The 22,920-nt window shown below is 49.5% G+C and carries 16 protein-coding genes; 9 read left to right on the forward strand and 7 right to left on the reverse strand.

Annotation, left to right across the window (positions count from 1 at the left end; translation table 11 throughout):
• Positions 1 to 18: 18 nt before the first annotated feature.
• On the reverse strand, positions 19 to 402 hold the full coding sequence (locus tag B2X65_RS01770; protein ID WP_290610174.1) for a hypothetical protein: 384 nt from the start codon (positions 400 to 402) through the stop codon (positions 19 to 21).
• 139 nt (positions 403 to 541) lie between these two features.
• Here B2X65_RS01770 and B2X65_RS01775 point away from each other — a divergent pair, with 139 nt between their 5' ends.
• Positions 542 to 1,303 carry a Nif3-like dinuclear metal center hexameric protein gene (locus B2X65_RS01775; RefSeq protein ID WP_349678697.1) on the forward strand — a complete coding sequence of 254 codons (762 nt, stop codon included), beginning with the start codon at positions 542 to 544 and terminating at the stop codon, positions 1,301 to 1,303.
• Positions 1,300 to 2,088 (forward strand): methyltransferase domain-containing protein, encoded by a 789-nt coding sequence (locus B2X65_RS01780; RefSeq protein ID WP_290610175.1) that lies wholly within the window; start codon positions 1,300 to 1,302, stop codon positions 2,086 to 2,088. Before B2X65_RS01775 ends, B2X65_RS01780 begins: the two co-directional genes overlap by 4 nt.
• A 31-nt stretch (positions 2,089 to 2,119) precedes the next feature.
• Here the strand turns inward: B2X65_RS01780 and B2X65_RS01785 are convergent, their stop codons facing one another.
• Together B2X65_RS01785 and B2X65_RS01790 are read right to left on the reverse strand one after the other, a co-directional pair.
• Positions 2,120 to 5,746 carry a translocation/assembly module TamB domain-containing protein gene (locus tag B2X65_RS01785; RefSeq protein ID WP_290610176.1) on the reverse strand — a complete coding sequence of 1,209 codons (3,627 nt, stop codon included), beginning with the start codon at positions 5,744 to 5,746 and terminating at the stop codon, positions 2,120 to 2,122.
• Positions 5,747 to 5,777: 31 nt separating this feature from the next.
• The gene (locus tag B2X65_RS01790) at positions 5,778 to 7,499 is read right to left on the reverse strand and encodes an autotransporter assembly complex protein TamA (protein ID WP_290610178.1); all 1,722 of its coding nucleotides are present in this window, start codon (positions 7,497 to 7,499) and stop codon (positions 5,778 to 5,780) included.
• Between the two features lie 354 nt (positions 7,500 to 7,853).
• Between B2X65_RS01790 and B2X65_RS01795 the strand changes: the two genes are divergently transcribed.
• Positions 7,854 to 8,972, forward strand: a complete 1,119-nt coding sequence (locus B2X65_RS01795) for a beta-ketoacyl-ACP synthase III (protein ID WP_290610179.1) — start codon at positions 7,854 to 7,856, stop codon at positions 8,970 to 8,972.
• 63 nt (positions 8,973 to 9,035) lie between these two features.
• Here the strand turns inward: B2X65_RS01795 and B2X65_RS01800 are convergent, their stop codons facing one another.
• Positions 9,036 to 9,344, reverse strand: a complete 309-nt coding sequence (locus B2X65_RS01800) for an isoamylase early set domain-containing protein (RefSeq protein WP_290610181.1) — start codon at positions 9,342 to 9,344, stop codon at positions 9,036 to 9,038.
• A 473-nt stretch (positions 9,345 to 9,817) separates the two neighbouring features.
• Between B2X65_RS01800 and B2X65_RS01805 the strand changes: the two genes are divergently transcribed.
• The 3 genes from B2X65_RS01805 to B2X65_RS01815 all read left to right on the forward strand — a co-directional run bounded on the left by B2X65_RS01805 (position 9,818) and on the right by B2X65_RS01815 (position 14,991).
• The gene (locus B2X65_RS01805; protein ID WP_290610183.1) at positions 9,818 to 11,098 is read left to right on the forward strand and encodes an efflux RND transporter periplasmic adaptor subunit; all 1,281 of its coding nucleotides are present in this window, start codon (positions 9,818 to 9,820) and stop codon (positions 11,096 to 11,098) included.
• A 1-nt stretch (position 11,099) separates the two neighbouring features.
• Complete coding sequence (locus B2X65_RS01810; protein ID WP_290610185.1) at positions 11,100 to 14,621, forward strand: efflux RND transporter permease subunit; 3,522 nt, start codon at positions 11,100 to 11,102, stop codon at positions 14,619 to 14,621.
• Between the two features lie 109 nt (positions 14,622 to 14,730).
• Positions 14,731 to 14,991: a DUF2007 domain-containing protein gene (locus B2X65_RS01815; RefSeq protein ID WP_290610187.1), complete on the forward strand. Its 261-nt coding sequence runs from the start codon at positions 14,731 to 14,733 to the stop codon at positions 14,989 to 14,991.
• Between the two features lie 21 nt (positions 14,992 to 15,012).
• Here B2X65_RS01815 and B2X65_RS01820 read toward each other — a convergent pair whose 3' ends face one another.
• From B2X65_RS01820 to pabB, 3 genes are all read right to left on the reverse strand, one after another.
• A complete protein-coding gene (locus B2X65_RS01820; RefSeq protein WP_290610189.1) occupies positions 15,013 to 16,395 on the reverse strand; it encodes an L-serine ammonia-lyase in 1,383 nt (460 codons plus the stop codon).
• A 258-nt stretch (positions 16,396 to 16,653) separates the two neighbouring features.
• Complete coding sequence (locus B2X65_RS01825; RefSeq protein ID WP_290610191.1) at positions 16,654 to 17,256, reverse strand: CoA pyrophosphatase; 603 nt, start codon at positions 17,254 to 17,256, stop codon at positions 16,654 to 16,656.
• Positions 17,246 to 18,670: an aminodeoxychorismate synthase component I gene (gene pabB, locus B2X65_RS01830; protein ID WP_290610193.1), complete on the reverse strand. Its 1,425-nt coding sequence runs from the start codon at positions 18,668 to 18,670 to the stop codon at positions 17,246 to 17,248. Before pabB ends, B2X65_RS01825 begins: the two co-directional genes overlap by 11 nt.
• A 97-nt stretch (positions 18,671 to 18,767) precedes the next feature.
• On the opposite strand from pabB, the gene B2X65_RS01835 reads away from it, so the two are divergent.
• The 3 genes from B2X65_RS01835 (at position 18,768) to B2X65_RS01845 (ending at position 22,911) form a co-directional block, all read left to right on the forward strand.
• On the forward strand, positions 18,768 to 20,300 hold the full coding sequence (locus B2X65_RS01835) for a fumarate hydratase (protein ID WP_290610195.1): 1,533 nt from the start codon (positions 18,768 to 18,770) through the stop codon (positions 20,298 to 20,300).
• A gap of 70 nt (positions 20,301 to 20,370) precedes the next feature.
• A complete protein-coding gene (locus tag B2X65_RS01840) occupies positions 20,371 to 22,389 on the forward strand; it encodes an alpha/beta hydrolase family protein (protein ID WP_290610197.1) in 2,019 nt (672 codons plus the stop codon).
• 168 nt (positions 22,390 to 22,557) lie between these two features.
• Entirely contained in the window at positions 22,558 to 22,911 is a 354-nt protein-coding gene (locus tag B2X65_RS01845; RefSeq protein ID WP_290610199.1) for an MmcQ/YjbR family DNA-binding protein, read from the forward strand.
• Positions 22,912 to 22,920: the final 9 nt, after the last annotated feature.

Raw genomic sequence — 22,920 nt, forward strand, 5'->3', positions numbered from 1 at the left:
TATTAACGGGTAAGCGTATTACCTTGCACCACGAGGTGGCCGCTGCTTACTATCGTTTATTTTATCTGCCCAGAACGCGGCTGCTGCGCCCGGCGTAGTGTTAGCCGGTTTTGCTGCTTTAGCTTTGCCTTTCGCTGCGGGTTTGGCTGCTGCTTTTGCGGCCGGCTTAGCCGGTTTTTTGTCTGCCTTTGCCGGCTTGTCTGCTTTGGTAGCCGCCGCTTTAGTTTTGCCGCCTTTACCATAACTATCTGCTAATTCTGCCAGTTCAGCCAGACGGATATTTTTACCACCATCAACGCTAAACCAGCCTGGTTTTTGCTCCAGCTCTGGTGCTTTACCAAACTCAGCTTTATAAGCTGCAGTAAAATCAGCGATTACCTGATCTTTATCCAATTTTGTCATGCTTATGATACCTGTGCGTAAAATTAATCGTTGCCCGCTATTTATACATCAAAATGCAGGTAATAGACAAATCTGCCTGCTTTTTAACAGCTTTTAAGTACAATAGCCCTAATAGCTAACCAGATTAACCGGAGATTTTATGTTGCAACGGCAACAATTGACCAGCGTGCTGGCAGAACTACTGCAAAGCGAACGGATCCGTGATTACTGTCCAAATGGCTTGCAGGTTGAGGGAAAGCAGCAAATTAAACGTATCGTTACCGGGGTAACCGCCAGCCAGGCACTGATAGACGCTGCCATTCACTGGCAGGCAGATGCGGTGATCGTGCATCATGGCTATTTCTGGAAAAACGAAGCGATGGTGGTGACCGGCATGAAGAAAAAACGCTTACAGGCGTTGCTGGCGCATGACATTAATTTGTTTGCGTATCATTTGCCGTTAGATATTCATCCCGGGCTTGGTAACAACGTGCAATTAGGCAAACTGCTGCAGGCAATAGCGGTTACGCCACTGCCCACAGCAGAGCCGCTTGGCGTGGTGATGCAGGGTGAGCTGCCAACGCCTCAGAGCCTTAGCCAGGTAGCCGATACGCTTGAGCAAGTGCTGGGCCGCCCGGTGTTAGCGCACGATGCCGGCAGTAACAGGCCTGTGCATAAACTGGCCTGGTGTACCGGCGGTGGTCAGGGTTACATTGAGCAAGCGGCTGCAGCCGGTGCTGATGTGTTTATCAGCGGTGAAGTGTCTGAGCAAACTATACATGTATCGCGAGAGCTCGATATTCACTTTATTGCCGCGGGTCATCATGCAACAGAACGCTATGGCATTAAAGCGCTGGGGGAGTATCTTAGCGCTAACTATCCGCTGCAGGTGCAGTTTATAGATATCGACAACCCGGCATGAACAAAAGCACCGATCGTAGTTTCGATGGTATTGCCGCCAAGTTTCAGCGCAATATCTATCAGAGTAGTAAAGGCGAGATCCGCCAGCAGGTACTGCTGCGGGATTTAAGCACGCTGGCGATATTGCAAAAGCCGTGTCAGGTATTGGACGTTGGCGCAGGTCAGGGCCAGCTTGGTCTGGCGCTGGCGGTGCGGGGACATCAGGTAACATTAACGGATATTTCGGCCGATATGCTGGCAATAGCAGCTGCAGCGGCGACAGCTCAGGGCATTGCCGTTACCGGGGATGATGCAAAGCTGCGTTTCACCCAGCAAAGCCTGGCTGCGTTAAGCCAGCAGGCCGGGCAGCAATACCCTCTGGTAATGTGTCACGCCATGCTAGAGTGGCTGGCTGAGCCACAGTTAGCATTAAAGCAATTGTGGCAGCTGGTTGAGCCTGAGGGCATGTTGTCACTGATGTACTACAACAAAGATGCCAAACGCTTTAGTAATATTTTATATGGCAACTTCGATTATGTGGCTGCCGATTTCAAAGTTAAGAAAAAAGTACAATTAAGCCCGCAAAACCCGCTGGAGCCGCTGCAGGTGGAGCAATGGTATCAGCAGGCTGGTTTTTCCCTGGTCAGTAAAACCGGGGTCCGGTGCTTTCATGACTATTTACGGGATCGAACCCAGCAGCAAAGCCATTTTCAGCAACTGCTGGCGCTGGAGCTGTTATATAATCAGCAAGAGCCCTATGCATCATTGGGGCGTTATACCCACCTGCTGTTACACAAACCGCGTTAAACCGCTTAGGTTGTCAGTAATGTAAGCAGGGTTAATCAAACTCAAAGCGGTATAATAAATCTACGGCGTTATCCAGACCAGATACCGCTTCCAGATATAAACTTTGCATTAAGCGATAGCGCAAAGTGAATTCACCAATAGGCTCAAAAATACCAATGCCGTATTTCACCTGCAGATCCCGGGTTAAATAACCGCTCACGGTTACCTGAGAGTTATCACCTGACCCGGCTGTATCAAGGGTTAAATCACTTACCCCAAATGCTTCACCTATTTCTCCAACCAGGCTACCGCTGGAGGCAATACTCATGCCGATAAGACTGGTGGTTACCGCATTAGCGGCACTGCCTGACTCGCTATCCAGGTCTCGTCCAACCAGCAAATAGGACAGCGCATTCGCCTGCGGCATGGCAGGCTCTGAGAAAATAGTAATTTGTGGTTTGTCTGCCGGACCAGTCACACGGATCCCGGCAACCACGCTATCTTCCATATTGGCTGGGTTACGAATGGCTTCTACATTCAGATAAGGTTGATCCGGCGGGCCACTAAAGGTCATTTTACCGCTGCGGATTAATAAATCCTGACCATATGAGCGGAACGTGCCATCAACCAGCCTGACTTCACCATTGATGGTTTGTTTGCCCTGTTGCTGCCTTACCTGCAAATTGCCGCGTAGCAGGGTTTCCAGACCAAAAGCGTCCAGCTGAACCTTGTCGCCAAGCTGCAACCTGATATCCGCGGTAATGGGCGTTGCCATGGCTTGTTGTTCCTTAACAGGCTTGCCTTCAGCATTGAGGATAACGGTATCGCCGGACAAGCCAACGGCATTTTGTGGTAATTCATCGATACTTAACTGCGCACTTGGGATGGCGATGCTACCGGTAAGTTTAATCTGTTGCGGGTTCGCACTAATATCAAGGTCCGGCTTAACCTGCAGCTTACCTTGCTCAATCTGAATACTTAGCGGGTCTCCTTTGACCCCCAGGCGGGCTTGCCAGTTGTCAATTTGCTGCCAGTCAGCCTTACCTGCCAGCGTCAGAGCACCCTGAGGCGTGACAATATCACCCTGTAAATCTGCCTGAGCGCCCTTAAACGCAACCCGCAGGCTACCATTGTTAATATCGGTGGGGGCCAGCTTGCCTTTTACCCGCAGTTTATTAAGGGCGAGCTGTCCAGAGAGTAATGGGTTTTGCACAGTGCCTTCTGCAGCAATATCAGCGCTAATCACGCCGGCTAATTCACTGTATTCATCCAGTAAAGGTTGCAGAAATTCCAGGGTAAAGTCGGTCAATTGCAAGCTGCCGCTCAGCGGCCGGTTATTGCTGCTGATATCAGCAATATTAAGCCTGGCAGTTAACCCGGCTTGCTCATTTAGTGTGGCTTGCACCGACGTCGTTAGCTGGTCATTGGCTAACTGGCTGCTCAGGGTTAACTGTTGCCAGCTTAGCGAAATGGGAGGAGAGGATCGCTCAGTTAAAGCACCGTGGTTGCTTTGTACTGATAAATCAAGGCGGGGGCGCTGGCCGGGTTGCCAATTTGCACTGACGCTGGCATTTAATTCACCTGATAAATTTACTGCCAGTGGCATAAGGGCATTCAGGCTGGCCAGGTTTAATTGTTGCAACTCCACTGTTGCGGCCAGATTTTCGGCACTAAGACTGGCATTGTCGGTTAAACACAGTGAACCAGGGTCGTTTCGCCAGCAGTGCTGACTGATATTCAGTTGCTGAGGTTGATGAGCATAACCTAAATCGATCACATCTTGCAGTTGCCAGGGACCAATCGGACTGCCTACTGTGGCATCGCTTAACTGACCTTGCCAGCGTTTGCGGTCGGTTAGCTGACCATTAACAGCAAATGAAATATCAGAACGGGTCGATTGCAACGCGAGCTCAAGCTGGTGCTGTGCTTCGTTACCTGAGAGCGTCAGACTAAATTTATCAATCTGAAATCCCTGCAGCGAACCGTCGCTGGCGGTAAGGTCAAGGGTGGCCTGTAATTGCTGGTTTTGTTGCACCTGCAATTGCAGATCAAGGGCCAATTGCTGCAGCGAATTACCGGCATAACGTAAGTCACTGGCGGCAATTGTTGCCGTCAGCTGTGGCTGTCGCTGTGCGCCGCGAAGGGTAATGTCGGCGTTAATAACGCCTTGTGTCGAAGGCAGGCTGCTGCTTAAATCAGGTACGGAAACTTGTGCATCCAGCTGCCACTGCTCTGCCAGCGACCCCGACAGGGAAATGCGATTATCGCCATGCTGCAGGATCAACTGTTCGCTGTCGAGTTTATAACGGTTAACTGGCTGGCGGAAACTGGCGGCCAGCTTACCCTGAATGTTAATTATTTCATCTTTTAAGCGGCCGTCGATGGCCAGTTGGCTCAATTCAGTTTGCCAGCTGCCATCCTGACTGAAGGTTCCGGTATTGGCTAATTTGCCATTTATTTCGCCGTTAAATTCTGGCCAGAATGACCCTGGCTTAATGCGGCTAAGCTTAAGTGCTGCCTGCCAGCGCAGTGTATCGGCTAATTCAATCCGGGCGTTGCCGGCAATGGTGCCATCCAGTGTGCTTACCTGAGCAGAATCAACCGATAACACCGAATCTGTCAGCAGATACTGCCCGGCAGCATTAAGTACTATGGCGGGCACGGTGCGATGCGATACTCCGGCCTTTACGGTAAATTTTAGTTGCTGCAAATCGCCAGTAGCGCTCAGGTTACCGCGGCTAAGTTGCCAGCTGTCGTCTCCCTCAAGTGGCCAGGAAAAGGCTTCGTACTGTAAATCGACACTTAGCGGTAGCCCGGCGCTAAGTACGGCGAGTTGCGCCTCACCACTTGCCTCGATTTTGCCGCTAGCGCGTATTGTCGCCGCTAAATCAGCCAGACTGCCACTGAGACTGACATTCAATTGCTGTTCAGCCAGCGGTTCCTCTTTAAGCACGGCGCTTAGCCGGGCGTTCAGCGGGTAATTGCCTTTAAGGGTTATATCGGCGGTGGCACTGAGCCTTGCCTGTGGGTGGCTGGCTTGTAAATCGAGCAAGCGGATACTCTGCTCACGCGCTTGCACACTGAAACTCACATCAGGCAGTGGCGTTTTCTGCTGCTCCTGAATGATGCTGGCATCGGTCAGGCTAAAGCCATTGACGTAAATGGCAAGCGGCAGCGAGATGTCGCTCAGTGCTGGCGGCTTATAGCTAAATGGCTCTGGTGATGGTTCAGTTGTCGCGGCCAGCTCAATTTGCAACTGTTGCAGCTGGCTGTTATTCACTTGCAGCTCGCGGCCCCAGGCTTCTACTGACGTATTGAACCGGTCAAACCGAAAGGTATTTTCGCCAAGCGTTACCGTGCCATTGCTCAGTGCTAGCTTGGATACACACAGTTTAAACTGAAAAAAACAGCCATTATCAATGTCCAGCTGTAACTGATCGAGCTGAAAAGCGCTGCTGTCGTTTTGCCAGCGGACATTATTAAGTTGCATACCGCCAAGCAAGCTACCGTTATGCCCGGCAACCGATAACTGGGGTACATATTTGTGACTGAGCCACAGCCCAAGCTTCAGACCAGCAGGGGTGTAAAGCAGAATGGCCAGCAGCAATACCACCACCAGCAATGGCAGGATCAGCGTCCAGTTAAGCCATTTCAGGGTTTTATGGACCGCCGGCTTCATAAATCAGGCCTCAACATGTGAAATTTATAGCTCATAATTCAGGCCCAAGCGCGAAATGAATTTTAAAGGCTTTACGTTCACCACTATCCAGCCCATAACCGAAATCAAGTCGCACCGGGCCTACCGGTGAGGCCCAGCGGACCCCCAAACCCACACCGCGTTTAAACTCCGGCTTATCATTCCAGGCACTGCCATAGTCAAAAAAGCTGGCAAGCCACCAATTGCCTTTTACCCGGTACTGGTATTCAACAGAAGCGGTTGCCATATAGCGGCCACCGATAACATCGGTCGTTTCATCTTGTAGCGGCAGTGATTCATAACCATAGCCACGCAGGTTATTATCGCCACCGGCAAAAAAGCGCAGCGAAGGCGGTAAGTCTTCAAGTGCCGCGCCGACCACCGCTCCTGCATCGGCCCGGGTGACAAACCGATGGTCGCTGCCGATACTGCCTATCCAACCGGCCCGGGTGCGCACTCTGACGAAGTTTGTATCAGAACCCCAATGCTTATCAGATACTTCAACAGTAAACAGTAATCTATCGGCGGACCGAGGCATCTGGCCACCCGACTGGCGCAAGCGGTTAAAACTAAGGCCTGGCATCAGAATATTACTGGTATTAGTTTGGTCAAACTCAGTTGCCTCTTCATACAACCAACGCACTGACGCAATCCGATACCAGTCACTCTCTAATAACCAGTGGCGCTCGGCTGCCAGATTTGAGACCTTGGTGCGGACATTGTCCTGCCGGGGATATTCTTTAACGCCAACGCCATATTGGAACTGATAAAAGTCACTAGGTGAATCCGCTAAAGGCATTTTATAGCGCGCTTCAATATTTTGCTCTTCACCGGATAAAATCAGGTCGGCATTTACACTATGACCACGATCATTAAGCCAGGGTTTAAACCAACTTAGTTTAAGGCGAGGCCCGACCTCTTGCGAATAGCCAATACCGGTTTCGACGCTGTTACGCAGCCTAGGTTCCAGTTTTACTACTATCGGTAAGGTGTAATCGTCAATTTGTTCGGTAGCACCTTCGATGGCGATAGATGAAAACCAGTTGGTATTGGCAAGTATCTGATTAAAATCCCCCAGCTCAGTGGCGAGATAGGGCTCACCGGGTTCAAACGGGATTAACGCTTGCATCCATTCGTCCCGGATTTGCTGACCACTGAAGGTAACTTCGCCAAATTTATAACGTTTACCACTGGCAAAATGCAGGTGGATATTGGCCTGATTCAGTTCAGGAATTACTTCCAGCCGGCGTTGGCTGAATTCTGCATCGAAGTAACCTTTACGTAGTGCCAGACTGCTTAACTCGCTTTTCAGGCTTTCGTATTTTCCGTGGTGCAGAATATCACCGGCTTTGGGGGCCTGGTTTTTCAGTATGGTGTTAAACTGTTGATCGTCGGTTGCATCACCGCTCAGGATAATGTCAGCCGTATTAATCCTGACTGGTTTTCCCGGGGTAATGGTAGCGGTTAATGTCGCTTTACCAGAGCCTTCTGACAGTTTAAATGCCACTTCGCTCTGGTAATAGCCGAGCGCCTGCAATGCGGTTTCAATATCTTGCTGTAAACTCATCTGAAAGCGCAACGACCCTGAGATGTCATTGGCATCATATTTTGCAATAAAAACATCCACGTTTTGCGCTAATTCGCCCTTAAGCCCTTCAATTTGCAGTTTAGTTTGTGCAAAACAGCTGCCATGGGTCAACAGTAGAATATAAATCAGGCTTCGAAATAGCGTCATGCGGATAATCTTGTTCCCCGGTAAAATGAAGAAACACCTCTGATAGATGTGGTCTGCCTTTAATCATTACCTGCTATTATGCCGCAGACCGTGACACAGTGTACACTGCCGATACTGGATCTTAGCTTAACAAGCTGACATAAAAGCAAGGTCCGGTAGAGTTTAGCGTGATGGCCGGTAACTTGCTTACTTACTGTGTGAGTCACACAGTGGTGTTGCCACTAAACGCCAGCCCTATTTTTCGTTATACTACGCGACATGCCAGGCATAGTATAATGAACCTGTTGGCAAATCAGGCCCGGCCTTGCTTTAAACAGATAATAAGATCGCCGCAACCAGACAAGGTGTATTAAAATGCAAAATATTGTAATCAGTGGTTCAGGGCTATTTACGCCTACCGAGACCATCAGCAATGAAGAGCTGGTTGCCAGCTATAACCAATATGTTGATTTACACAATCGGCAGCATGCGATTGAAATCAGTGCAGGTCTACATCAGGCACTGGAATATTCCAGTACTGAGTTTATTGAAAAAGCCTCAGGCATAAAGTCGCGACATGTGTTATACAAAGAAGGCATTCTTGATCCCACCATCATGCACCCATTATTTGAAAAGCGAGATGAGAATACGCCACCCGAAATGGTCGAGATGGCGGTAGCTGCCGCCCGTGAAGCGATGGCCCAGGCCAATAAAACCGCAGAAGACATTGATCTTATTATTTGTGCAGCCTCCAATATGCAGCGGCCTTATCCGGCACTTTCAATCGAACTGCAGCAAATTCTTGGGGTAAAAGGTTACGCTTTTGATATGAATGTCGCCTGCTCCTCTGCCACTTTTGCCATTAGCAACGCTGCCAATGCAATACGCGGTGGCACAGCAAAAGTGGTGTTAGTGGTTAATCCTGAATTTGCGTCACCTCAGGTAGATTATAAAAATCGTGACAGTCATTTTATTTTTGGTGATGTTTGTACCGCCACCATTATTGAAGCACAAAGCAGCTGCACGTCAGAACAGGCGTTTTCCATTCTGGGTATGCGGTTACAAACCAGCTTTTCGAATAATATCCGCTGTGATATTGGCTACACTGAGCATTGCTTTAGCGACACTGATCCTAAGGTCCCATTTTTTAAGCAGCAAGGCCGCAAAGTGTTTAAAGAATTACTGCCGATTGTCGCCGATGTCATCCAAAGTGAAATGGCGAGCCTGGATATCAGCCCGGATCAGCTAAAACGGCTGTGGCTGCATCAGGCCAATATTAATATGAATATTTTTGCGGCGAAGAAAATTCTGGGACGGGATCCCTTGCCAGAAGACGCACCGTTGGTCCTCGACAGTTATGCCAACACCGCTTCGGCCGGTTCAATTATTGCGTTTCACAAGTATAAAACGGGCTTACGCAAGGGCGACAAAGCCGTGTTATGTTCATTTGGTGCGGGCTACTCGGTTGGTTGTCTTATCCTGGAGCAGTGTTAACGCCACACGTTGGCGTAAGGGTGCGTACCAAACCACATCGGCCGCACCCTGTTAATCCGGGTATTACAACCGAATTACCGAATTGTGGTCGTAAGACAACGGTGACGGTAAGTACGCATCTGCTGCGTCATCGTTTAACCAGGTGCCGCCATTAACCAGATAGCGGAACTGGTATTCCTGGTTGTTTTCCAGGGTTATGCTGGCGCTGAAATCACCTTTTTTGCTTTTTTTCATCGGTAATGCGGTAGGATCCCAATTATTAAACTCGCCAAGCAAGGCAACAGACTCTGCGTCTGCTAATTGTGCTGCGCTGAGTTTGAATGTCACTTTACATACGGGTTTCGTTTTTAAATACTGTTTGGTGATACTCATGTTGCTTCCCTCAATCTGACTGCATTAACAGCCTGCTTTAGCATAGTGCTGGTGCGATAGTAAATACTGGCAAAAATACTACCTGCGATATATGACTTAAAAATGACCAGTCTGATCACCGTCTCTACCATAAATCAGGGTTGACAGCTGGGCAAATAACTTTAAGTTGTAGGGTTATAACTGCCATTTAAACGCTTGTTTTAATTTTGTGGTTTGTAACAAAATATTACGAAGCGCCAAGGTCCCCGGGGCAGGTTCAGGCCTGCGTTAAGCGCATCTGGAATGCGTTATGTTTTACTACCCCTTGCTATTGCAGGCCTTTGGCAACGCGTCACGGCTTTACCGAAGTCTGGTTTTGGCCATCGTTCAGCAAATTACCGCACTGGCAGGATACAATCATTAACAGTCGCTGGCATACAATTGCTGGCATTGCGCTTATGATGTAGTCAGTTAATTTGACAGGTAGGTAAGTCATGTCGTCTTTTTTTGTAAAAGTAATTCTTCCGGTTGTTGTTGTCGTCGTCGCTGTTGTAGCGGCAGTGGGTTTGGGCAAGCTTAGGCAACCCCCTCAGAAAAGTGAAGAAAGCCGACCGGCTATTCTGGTTAACACTGCGGCCATTAGTGCTGATAACATTGTTTATCAAATCAGCTCGCAAGGTATGGTAACGCCCAAGCTTGAAACCAGCCTGATTTCAGAAGTGAATGGTCGGGTGGTGGCAGTAGCGGATGAATTTGTCGCTGGTGGTTTTTTTAACAAAGGAGACCTGCTGGTAAAAGTAGAACAAAGTGACTATCTCACCAATGTTAAGGCGGCTCAGGCGGCGCTGGCTAATGCCCAGGCGATGCTGGCTGAAGAAAAAGCCCGGGTTAAAGTTGCCGAGGAAGAGTGGCGTTCTTTTACCGATGGTAACGCGCCCGCGCTGGGCTTGCGACAGCCACAACTGGCCAGTGCATTAGCCAGTGTGCAGTCGGCAGAAGCCGAACTGGAACGGGCAAATCGTGATTTAGCCCGCACAGAAATTCGGGCGCCTTATGATGGCATGGTGCGCGCCAGGACGGCGAATCTCGGCCAGTTTATAAGCCGGGGCACCGCTTTGGGCTCCATTGTTGGCACTGACGTTGCTGAAATCCGACTGCCCCTGACCGATACCGATATGGCATTCCTGGCCATGCCTGGGGCCATGCAAGGCTCTATGGCGCCCAGCGCGATTGAGTCTGATAATAATCAGGTGACGCTAAGCAGCACCGTTGCCGGACAACAAATAAACTGGCCGGCAAAACTGGTTCGTACAGAAGGGATCCTGGATGAGCGCAGCCGGGTTATTTATGTGGTCGCTGAAGTTGCCGATCCTTATCAGCGCCGTAACCAAACGCAACCTGTGCTGAATTTTGGCCGTTTTGTGGCAGCAACCATTACGGGCACTCAGGCCGAGCAGGTGGTTAAAATTGCCCGTCATTTACTGTTACCGGGCAATAAGGTGCTGGTGGTAGATAAAGATAATACCCTGCAATTTCGCCAGGTAAAAGTAGATCGGGCCACGGCAGACTCTGCATACATTTCCAGTGGCCTGGAAAGTAGTGATCAACTGGCGTTATCTGCCATTTCTAACCCGCTGGCGGGTACCGCAGTGCGGGTTGCCGGTAACAATGCTGTGACAGATGATGCCAAGCAACCGTCAGAGCCTGCAGATCCTATACAACCTTCGCAACTGGCCGATGCCGCTGCGGCGGAAAAGCAAGCTGAGGGCCAGTAATATGGATACCAATAAAGGTATTATTGCCTGGTTTGCCCGCAATAGCGTTGCGGCAAACTTGCTGATGGCCATTATTTTGGTGGCCGGTATTGCCGCTGTTTTTACGATAAAAAAGCAGGCTTTTCCAGAAATTGAATTGGAAGTGGTTAATATCCGGGTGGCGTATCTTGGCGCTGCACCACAAGAAGTGGAATCCGGGGTTATTGATAAAGTCGAAGAAAGCCTGCGCGCGGTTAACGGTATCAAGCGCATTCGCTCTACTGCCGTTGAAGGTCTGGCGACCATTCGGGCTGAAATTGACTCTAACTACAAAGTACAGGAAGTGATGGACGAGATAAAAACCCAGGTTGGGTCTATTTCTTCCTTACCAGAACAAACAGAGCGCCCAGTAGTATATCGGGTGCGCTTTCAAAGTAATGTGATGTGGTTATCGTTATACGGCGATGCACCGGAACGTACCTTAAAAGAGCTCGCTAAAGACATCCGGGATGAAATTAAAAAACAGCCGGGGGTGAGTAAAGTTGATGTAGTAGCAGCCCGTGACTATGAGGTTGCGGTAGAAGTCCCTGAACTTAAATTAAAAGAATACGGTTTAACCCTGGATCAGGTTGTCACGGCAATTCGGGCCAGTTCAGTCGATTTGCCTGGTGGCGCTATCCGCTCTGAAAGCGGCAATATTTTACTGCGTACCAAAGGCCAGGCTTATAATCAGGCCGACTTTGACAATATCGTCTTGCTGAAATTTGCCGATGGCAGCCGTCTTACCTTAGGCGAAATAGCCAACGTCAATGATGGTTTTATTGAGCGCAGTCGCTTAGCCACCTTTGACGGCAAAAACAGTGTATCGATCCGGATTGACGCGGTAGGTGAAGACGATACGCTGCAAATTGCTGATACCGTTAAACAATACGTTAAAGATAAAAAAGCCAGTTTACCGCCAAGTGTGCAACTGGATTACTGGGGTGACTCCAGTTATTACCTGCAAGGCCGACTGGATTTAATGACCGGCAACTTACTGACCGGGGTTATTCTGGTGCTGCTGGCGCTAACCTTGTTTCTGGAGTTTCGGGTCGCCTTCTGGGTGATGGTGGGTATTCCGGTGTGCTTCCTGGGCGCACTGGCGATGCTGCCATTACCGATGTTCGATGTCTCGATTAATATGATAAGCCTGTTTGGTTTTATTCTGGTGCTGGGGATAGTGGTGGATGATGCCATTATAATTGGTGAAAGCGCCTATACCGAGATTGAAAAGCGCGGTAAATCAACGGCAGCGGTAATTGCCGGGGCCCAGAAAGTTGCCATGCCGGCCACGTTTGGCGTGTTAACCACGATTGCGGCCTTTGTGCCAATGTTAATGGTTGGCGGGGGGCAGTCGGCGATATGGGAGTCAATTGCCTGGGTGGTGGTGTTATGTCTGGTGTTTTCGATTATTGAATCAAAACTTATTTTACCTACCCATATTGCCAATATGGATACTAAACCGTGGAACCCGGATAAGGGCGGTATTTACGCCTTAGGCCGGTTTGGCAGTAATACCTTAAAGCGGGTTCGCGAAGCGGTATCCCGTGTGCTTTACCGCTTTATTCATAATACTTACAAACCCTTTATCGAGCGGTGTATTCAACTGCGTTATCTGACCATGGCGTGCTTTTTTGCGCTGATGATCCTGATGATTGGCGTGCTGCAAGGTGGTTTTGTCCGTTGGGTGTTTTTCCCGAATATCCCCAGCGACTTTATTCAGGCCAATGTGCAAATGGAAGAGGGCGCATCGAACGAGGCGACCGTGCTGGCGATGCAGGAAATTGAAAAAGCCTTGCTGCGCGCCAACACTGAACTGGGACGTGAATTTAATGAAGATGTCATTAAGCACCGGTTGGTGTTTTTAAACAGCGATACCGCAGGTCAGCTGGTGGTCGAGCTTGAAAAAAGTGAAGATCGCGAAATTGACGGCTTTGAGATTGCCAAGCGCTGGCGGGAGCAGATACCGGAAATACCGGGTTTAAAAACATTTAAAATTAACAGCTCTCCGATGGGCGGCGGTGGGGCTGATATTGCACTGCAATTGCGCGGTACCAACTTACAAAACCTGCAACTGGCCACTGAAGAGTTAAAAGCCAGATTGGCCGAGTATGCCGGGGTATTTGATATTGAGGACAATTTACTTGGCGGCAATGACGAAATTGTGCTGGCATTAAAACCAGAGGCCGAGTTACTGGGCATTAGCCTGGCCGACTTAGCTCGCCAGGTACGCTATGGATTTTATGGTGCTGAAGCCCAGCGCCTGCAGCGTAATGGCGAAGAAATAAAAGTAATGGTGCGCTACCCACAGGATGAGCGCCGCTCAATTGGTGATTTGGAAAACATGCGTATTCGCACGGCTAACGGCGGCGAAGTGCCGTTTTCCAGGGTAGCCAGCTATACCATGCAGCCAAGCTTCAGCGCCATTAACCGGGTGAATGGTGAGCGGGCGGTAACCATTAGCGCCGCTGCCGATAAAACCCTGATTGAGCCGGCAAAAGTCGTTCGTGAAGTACAAAATAAAGTGATCAAAGAGCTGGAGCAAAAATACCTTGGCGTTACCGGGTCTTTAGACGGTGCCAGCCAGGATGAAATTGATGCCCAGGTTGATTTAATGAAAGCGGCGGTACTGGCGCTGTTTGCTATCTACGCGTTAATGGCGGTGCCACTTAAATCCTACAGTCAGCCACTCATCATTATGAGCGTGATCCCGTTTGGTTTAATTGGCGCTGTAGTGGGCCATATGCTACTTGGCCTGAGCCTGAGCATCATGTCGATTTTTGGCCTGGTGGCCTTAGCGGGGGTAGTGGTTAATGACAGTCTTATTATGGTGGATTTTGTTAACCGGGCTCGCGAGCAGGGCATTGCCATTAAGCAGGCTGTGGTAGAAGCCGGTACTCAGCGCTTTCGGGCCATTTTACTCACCTCGCTTACCACCTTTGTCGGGCTGGCACCTATTGTGCTTGAGCGCAGCTTACAGGCAAAAATTGTGGTGCCGATGGCGGTGTCCCTGGCATTCGGTATTCTGTTCGCGACAGTTATTACCCTGGTACTGATCCCGGCGCTATACGTTATTTTAGAGGATGTTAAGAAAGTTGTACCACAAGCTTTTAACAGTTTTGGCCGGGCCATTCGCAGTTATGCGCTGTTTAACCAACCCGATAGCCGGCGCGAGTTCTGGCAGTTTTTCTGGGTGCATATTGCGCTGTTGCTGGTATTGCTTATTGTGGATGGTATTGTCGCCAGTACCGGCTTATTACCCAACGGTGTTATCGCCTTGTCATATTTAATTGCGATGACCTTGCCGATTACCGCCGCGATTTGCCGCCGTTTAGTCGATCTGGAATGGAGTCGTTGGTGGGCCTTGCTGTTGATTATTCCACTACTGGGTTTTGTGGCATTACTGATAATGACCTTATTCCCCGGTAAACATGCCGGGCAGGCTGATGCTGTGGATGAAATAATTGACCCAAGCCGCTCGCCGGTTAGTAACAGTAGTTATTAAGTAAATCTGAACAGCAAAAGAGGAACTAACGTAACTAGTGTGCGGCATTGCGATGGTTATAAGTGATTAAAACCTGAGCAATGCCGTTTATAGAGTTTATAAGGTAACGATGAAAATAGTTTTTAGAGCCAACGATATTCTGGAAGCACACATTGTCGCCGGTATGCTGCACTCCTATGGTATTGAAGCCCATGTAGGTGGCCATTATCTGCAAGGTGCGGTAGGTGATGTGGCGCCGCTGGGTATTGCCAATATTCTGGTACAGGATGAAGACAGTGAGCAGGCTGAAAAGATTGTCGCCGAATATCAGAATAATACAGACAGCCAGAGCGAACCTGACGATCCGCTGCTGGCCACTGAAGCTGATTAAGCTGGGGTTATGGCGGGGTGATTAACACTCAATAATATTAACTGCCAGGCCGCCACGTGAGGTTTCTTTATACTTGGTTTGCATGTCGCGACCGGTATCCCACATGGTTTTAATTACTTTATCCAGCGATACTTTCTGATCGCCGCTACCACGAAGTGCCAGCCGTGACGCATTTATGGCTTTAATTGAACCCATGGCATTACGTTCAATGCAGGGCACCTGCACTAAACCACCGACCGGATCGCAGGTTAAGCCCAGGTTATGCTCCATACCAATTTCTGCAGCGTTCTCCACATGCAGTGGTGTGCCACCTTGTATTTCCGTTAATGCCGCTGCCGCCATCGAGCAGGCTACGCCAACTTCGCCCTGACAACCGACTTCAGCGCCAGAGATAGAAGCATTTTTCTTATATAAAATACCAATCGCCGCTGCGGTTAGCAGATAGCGGGTGGCAATTTCCGGGCTGACCGGCTGAATAAATTTATCAAAATACATCAGTACTGCCGGAATAATGCCAGCCGCACCGTTAGTAGGCGCAGTCACTACCCGGCCACCGGCGGCGTTTTCTTCGTTAACCGCCAGTGCAAATAAATTTACCCAATCCATTACCTGCAACGGATCGCTGCTTTTTTCACTGATCAGGCGCTTATACAGCGCCGGCGCCCGACGTTTTACTTTTAAACCACCCGGTAGAATACCCTCGGTTTTAATGCCACGGTCAATACAAGCGCGCATGGTCAGCCAGATATTATTCAGCTCACTTTCAATCTGAGCAGGCTTACGCAGCACTTTTTCATTTTCAAGCATTAAGCCCGATACTGATAAACCGTGCTCTTTGCACAGTGCCAATAACTCAGTGCCAGATTCAAACGGATACGGTGGTGGGTTATCGGCAGCAAACTGACTGGCGGCCTCTTTTTCCCTGGCAAACTCTTCGGCTTTAACAATAAAGCCACCGCCAATTGAAAAATACACTTCGCGCAGCAATTCATTTTTGTTGCTATCAAAAGCCACCAACTCCATGCCATTGGAGTGTTCTTTTAAGGTTTTACGCCGGTGAAACATAATAGCGCCGTCACGTGGAAATTTAACGCTCTGGCTTTGCGCCAGCTGCAACCGCTGACTGTCGTGCACCTGTTTGAGCAAGCCATCGATGGTATCCGGGTCAATAGTCTCTGGTAAATAACCCGATAAACCGAGGATCACCGCCTTGCCGGTACCATGGCCAATACCGGTTTGGCCCAGTGAGCCGTATAACTCGACTTTAACACTGGCCACTTTCTCCAGCAGCGAAGCGTCGCTGAGGTTATCGGTAAATTTTTTGGCGGCACGCATCGGGCCAACAGTGTGTGAACTGGAGGGGCCAATGCCAATACTGAACATGTCAAAAGCACTGATAATCATATTGGGTATCTATTCGTTTATTTTATGAAATTGCAGCTATTGTAACGGAAGCGGGCCACTACTGTAAGCCGGGTGGTAACTGGTCGGGTGTTATTACCAAATGTATTGCTGAGTGGTCTAATAGGACCCGATTTGCTCACGCTAACACGCCGTGAACCCCTCCATGGGGGCTCGTTTCCGCCCGTCCAGGGCTTCAACGGTTAGCTTAGAGCAAACCGAGTCCTGTTTAGGTGTTAAATTCGTATCATAAAGTTTACATTATGCCAGTTGCAAACAAAGCTGATGCATAATGGCCGCGGTGGCGCCCCAGATAAACTTATCCTGGTACGGCATAAAATGCAGATCGCGGGTTTTACCGCGCAGCGTCAGCGAGAGCTGATGGCGGTTTTGCTCAGGTAAAAAATGGCTAAGCGGCACTTCGAATACTGCCGCCACTTCTGATACTTGCAATTGAAACGCACGCTGTGGCTTAAGTAAGCCAATCCAGGGCTCAATAATAAAGCCGGTGCTGGTGTCCTGTGCCGGTAAGCGGCCGAGCAGGGTAACTTCTGAATTAGCCAGGCCGATTTCTTCTTCCGCCTCACGCAGTGCCGCAGCGTAGCTGGTCTCCTCAGGTTCTATCCGCCCACCCGGAAAGCTTATTTGCCCGGGATGATGGCGCAGGTGCAAAGCGCGTTGAGTAAAGAGTACCTTTAGCTGATGGCCATAGTCGACTATAGGTACCAGCACCGCAGCATGCTGTGGTGCCAGCGGTTTATCATCAGCTAACGGCACAGGACCTTTTTGCACAGGCAGCGGCGTGGCTGCCGTTAGCTTATTATGGGTTAATACAAAGCGGTTGCAGAATTGCTCAGCCAGCATCGACCAGGTCCTGTGTTTTTGCCTTGGACGACACCGATGCTTTATTCAGGTTAACTAATACCGGCAATATTTTGTTTACCTTATCTAAGGTTTCCTGATATTCACTGGCCGCTTCTGAGTCGGCAACAATGCCGCCGCCAGCCCAGCAATATATTTTGTTATCACTGCAAACCAGGGTACGGATGGCTATATTGGTGTCCATATCGCCGTTGTTATTAATATAGCCGATAGCACCGCAATATACTGAGCGCCGGTGTGGCTCGAGCTGTTCAATAATGTGCATTGCCGCTACCTTCGGCGCCCCGGTAATAGATCCGCCCGGAAAAGCACCGCGCAGCAAATCACAGGCGCTGTATTGCTCAGCCAAAGTACCGGTAACGGTACTGACCAAATGATGCACTGCCGGAAAACTTTCAATTGCAAACAATGCTGGCACTTTAACCGAACCGACGGTACAGACTTTACCCAGATCGTTTCTGAGCAAATCGACAATCATCACGTTTTCCGCCCGATCTTTTTCTGCGTGCTGCAGCTGTTCAGCCGCTTGCTTATCCAGCTGTGGGTTACTGTGGCGGGGGCGGGTGCCCTTAATTGGTTTAGTTTCTACCTGACGGTTTTTTAACTGCAAAAAACGCTCGGGCGAAATACTTAGCACCGCGCCTTGCTCTAACCGGATAAACGCGGAGAACGGCGCAGCATTGGCCTGTCGCAGCGCCAGATAAGCCTGCCATTCATCGCCGTGATAGCCTGCGCGAAAGCGTTGCGCTAAATTTATCTGGTAGCAGTTGCCGTTTAACAAATGCTGCTGAATTTGCGCAAAACGCTCGTTATATTGCTGCTGACTGATATTGGATTGCCAGTCGCTGTTCAGTTTAAATTGCGTGGCAACAAGGCTCTGGCTTAACTGGTGCTGGATTAACTGCCAACGAGCCTCTGCATCGCCGTGATAATCGACACACCACAGCTGTTGTTGCTGTTTATCGAATATCAGCGCCCAGCTGTAAAGCCCCACTGCCATATCGGGTAGCGAAATATCATGCTCGCTTAGCTCCGGCAATTTCTCCAGGTAACGGCCGACATCGTAGCCAAAGTAGCCCAAGGCACCACCGGTAAAGGGCAGCTCGCTGGTTAACGGCGCTGGAAAGTACCGTTTAAGTGCACAATCCAGCACGGTAAACGGGTCCTGTTGGTAGTCGTGGCTACCGTGCTCGTCACGTAAGCTGGTGGTGCCATTATTTGCGGTCAGGGTTGCGACAGGTTGAATCACCATGATTTGGTAACGACTATTCGGATGATCACTGGCGGCAGAGTCGAGCAACATGGCCCAGGGTTGATCCGCAAAATGGCTAAAAATAGTAGCCAGGTCTGCTACCCCGGTATCTGGAATGGTTTGCGCAATTAAATACTGCTGCATAGAATGGCTAGCCGCTGTTTTCGATGCGCGCTATCATACCAGCACAGGTTACAATAGTTAATGATTAAGCCACTAATGGCATTAGAGGAAAGTAAGCATGACGGTAATTCGCCAACAAGACTTTATCGAGAGCATTGAAGATGCGCTGCAGTATATCTCGTACTATCATCCGCTGGATTTTATTCAGGCGCTGGAGCAGGCTTACCACAAAGAACAAAACAAAGCCGCCAAAGATGCTATTGCGCAAATTCTGATTAACTCACGGATGTCGGCCGAAGGCCACCGCCCCATTTGTCAGGATACCGGTATTGTTACCTGTTTTGTTAAAATAGGCATGGACGTTAAATGGGATAAAACCGATTTGACCGTGCAACAAATGGTGGATGAAGGCACCCGCCGTGCTTATTTAAACCCCGACAACCCGTTGCGCGCCTCTATTGTCGCCGACCCGGCTGGCGCTCGTAAAAACACCAAAGACAACACGCCCTCAGTGGTGCATATTGATTTAGTTGCCGGGCATCACGTCGAAGTGATGATTGCAGCTAAAGGCGGTGGATCTGAAAATAAAACGAAAATGGCCATGTTAAACCCATCAGACTCTATTGTTGACTGGGTACTGGAAACCTTACCGAAAATGGGCGCCGGCTGGTGTCCGCCAGGTATGTTAGGTATAGGTATTGGCGGTACCGCTGAAAAAGCGGCGGTGCTGGCCAAAGAAGCGCTAATGGAGCCGGTTGATATTCAGCAGCTTATTGATAAAGGCGCTGAAACGGCAGATGAAAAACTGCGCTTGGAGCTGTATGAAAAAGTGAACAAACTGGGCATTGGCGCCCAGGGTTTAGGTGGCTTAACCACCGTGGTTGATGTGAAAATTAACAGTGTGCCAACGCATGCTGCCAGTTTGCCTGTGGTAATGATCCCGAACTGTGCTGCCACCCGCCATTTACATTTCCACTTAGACGGCAGTGGCCCGGCCGATATTAAACCGCCTAAACTGGAAGACTGGCCAGAAGTTACCTGGGAGCTTGGTGAAAAGGTGCGGCGGGTTAACCTTAATACTATTACTCCTGAAGAAGTCCAAAGCTGGCAAGCAGGTGAAACCGTGCTGTTAAGCGGGAAAATGCTGACCGGTCGCGATGCCGCGCATAAACGCATTGCCGATATGCTGAATAAAGGCCAAGGCTTACCAGAAGGTGTTGACCTTAAAAACCGCTTTATTTATTACGTCGGTCCGGTTGATGCTGTGCGCGATGAAGTGGTAGGACCGGCAGGCCCGACTACCGCGACCCGCATGGATAAATTTACCGAAATGATGTTATCGCAAACCGGTTTACTTGGCATGATCGGTAAATCTGAGCGCGGTGATTTGACGGTAGAGAGCATTAAAAAGCATAAAGCGGTGTATTTAATGGCGGTAGGGGGTGCTGCTTATCTGGTATCGAAAGCCATTAAAAAATCGCGGGTGGTCGCGTTTGCTGATTTAGGTATGGAAGCTATTTACGAGTTTGACGTGGAAGATATGCCGGTTACCGTGGCGGTAGACTCTAATGGTAATAACGTGCATAAACAGGGCCCGGCAATTTGGAAAGCCAATATTGCTGAGCTGGACGCCAAACTAAAAGCAAAATAATAACGATATTAAAGCGCTGGGGTATCCCGGCGCTTTGCTTTGACTTTAATCATCCGAAAGGGGAGCGAACATGAAATACTCACTGATGCTGCTAAGCGTCTTAGCGGCAGCACCACTGGCCGCGAAACAGCCGTTAACGGTGGAACACCTGAACCAGTTTAATAAAATTTCGGCGATGAGCTTATCTGCTGATGGCCGTTATCTGGCCTATAGCCAGACGAACGGCGGTTATGAACCGGCAGATACCAGCAGTGATATTTACTTAAAAGATTTGACACAAAACAGCGCGGCGCAACGGTTAACCCAAACGGATGCCAGCGAACGGGCCTTGGCGTTTAGTCAGGATAGCCAGGCCTTGTATTTTATCGCCAACCGCAGTGGCAGTAATCAGGTATGGCGCTTGCCACTAAAAGGTGGTGAAGCGCTGCAGGTTACCGATTTACCCTTGCCAGTAGAAGGCTTTAAAGTGGCCGCCGATGGTAAAACGCTGGCACTGGCGCTGTCTGTATTACCGGACTGTAACACGCTTAAATGTACGGTTGATGCCAAGGCGGCTGAGCAAGAACGTAAAGACAGTGCGCTGGTTTACGACAGTCTGATGGTACGGCACTGGGATCACTGGCGCACGCCTTATCGTAGTCAGTTACATGTCGCCCCACTAGGTGAAGGTAGGGTAACGGTTGCCAAAAACCTGATAAGCGAATGGGATACCGATATTGCCGGTATGGATCAGGTAGCATTTACCCCGGATAATCAGCATATCGTGTTCAGTGCCAAAGCGCCGGGCGTCGATCAGGCCTGGCATACTAACTATGATATTTTTCAGGTATCGGTTAATGGTGGCGAGAAGGTTAATTTAACCGCAGATAACAAAGCCTGGGATGCCAACCCCAAGTTCTCTGCCGATGGCCGTTTTATGGCGTATTTAGCCATGACTAAGCCCGGCGCGGAAGCCGATCGGTTTGGCTTAATGTTACTGGATATGGTGACCGGGCAGCGTAAAGAGCTGGCCGCAGATTTTGATCGCTCGGTCAGTGACTATCAGTTTGGCAGTGACAACCGCACCCTTTATGTTACGGCACAGGATCTGGGTCAGTACAGTATTTTTGCCATTAACACCAGTTTTGGTGATGTTCGCAAGGTATACAGCAATGGCTATGCCGGCAACTTGCAGGTGGCCAGTGACAAGCTGGTGTTTAGCAATCACCGGCTGGATATGCCGACTGAAATATTTCAACTTAGCACCGATGGCGGTCAGTTAACTCAACTTACCGATATTAATGCCAAATGGCGTGAGCAGGTGCAGTTTGGTGATTATGAGCAGTTCAGCTTTAAAGGTGCCAATGATGCCACCGTTTATGGCTATCTGGTAAAACCATGGGATTTTGATGCCAGCAAAAAATATCCGATGGCGTTCTTAGTGCACGGTGGGCCGCAAGGCAGCTTCGGTAATATGTTCAATGAGCGTTGGAATGCTCAGATGTATGCCGCTAAGGGGTATGCGGTAGTCATGGTCGATTTTCATGGCTCTACTGGTTACGGTCAGGCCTTTACTGATGCTATTAGCCGCGATTGGGGTGGAAAACCATTAGAAGATCTGAAAAAAGGCTTTGAATATATCGTTAGCGCACAACCCTGGATTGACAGCGATCGCGCTTGTGCGTTAGGCGCTTCTTACGGTGGCTATATGATGAACTGGATTGCCGGCAACTGGCCAACGGGCTTTAAATGCCTGGTAAATCACGCTGGTTTATACGATATGCCAAGCTTTTACGGCAGCACCGAAGAGCTGTGGTTCCCCGAGTATGATTTAGGTGGGCCGGCATGGCAGGAGGGCAGTGATTATCAGAAGTTTAACCCTGCCGCTCATGCCGATAAATGGCAAACACCGATGCTGGTGATCCATGGCTTAAAAGATTACCGTGTACCTTATGCCCAGGGCTTAGGTGCGTTTACCACCCTGCAGCGCAAAGGTATTGATTCGCGGTTAGTGATATTTCCGGATGAAAACCACTGGATCTTAAATAAAGATAACCGGGTGCGCTGGTATAACGAAGTATTTGCCTGGTTGGATAAATACACCAAGTAATAGAAAGTGACCGTAGTTATTCAAAGCTGCGGTTACGGCAGAAGCTGGTTTACTCACGCTGACACGCCGTAAACCCCTCCCTGGGGGCTCCTCTACGCCCATCCGGGGCGTAGACGGTCAGCTTAGAGCATTCCGACTCCTGCTGCACCAGCAATGGAGTAGCATCGAATGTTCGATTTTCAACAATGCCGAGATCACTGCCTGATGCAACTGCAAAGCGTTGAGGACTTCCCGTTTGGTCCGGATATTTATGTCTATAAAACAGGCAAAATATTCGCCATTTTAAGTGAGCAAGACGGTGTCGCCCGGGTAAACCTGAAATGCGACCCCACCGAAGCCCTGATGCTGCGCGATATTTTTCCGGCCATCACCCCGGGTTACCATATGAATAAACAACATTGGAACACCGTATTGCTGGACGGTAGCGTGCCGGACAACGAAATAAAACGGCAGATTGAAAACTCCTATAAGCTAATTGTACAAAGTTTGCCGAAAGCGAAAAGGCCGTTGCTAACAAAATAGAGGTAGCCC

Origin of the sequence: Arsukibacterium sp. UBA3155 (assembly GCA_002364615.1) — a bacterium.
Lineage (GTDB): Bacteria > Pseudomonadota > Gammaproteobacteria > Enterobacterales > Alteromonadaceae > Alishewanella.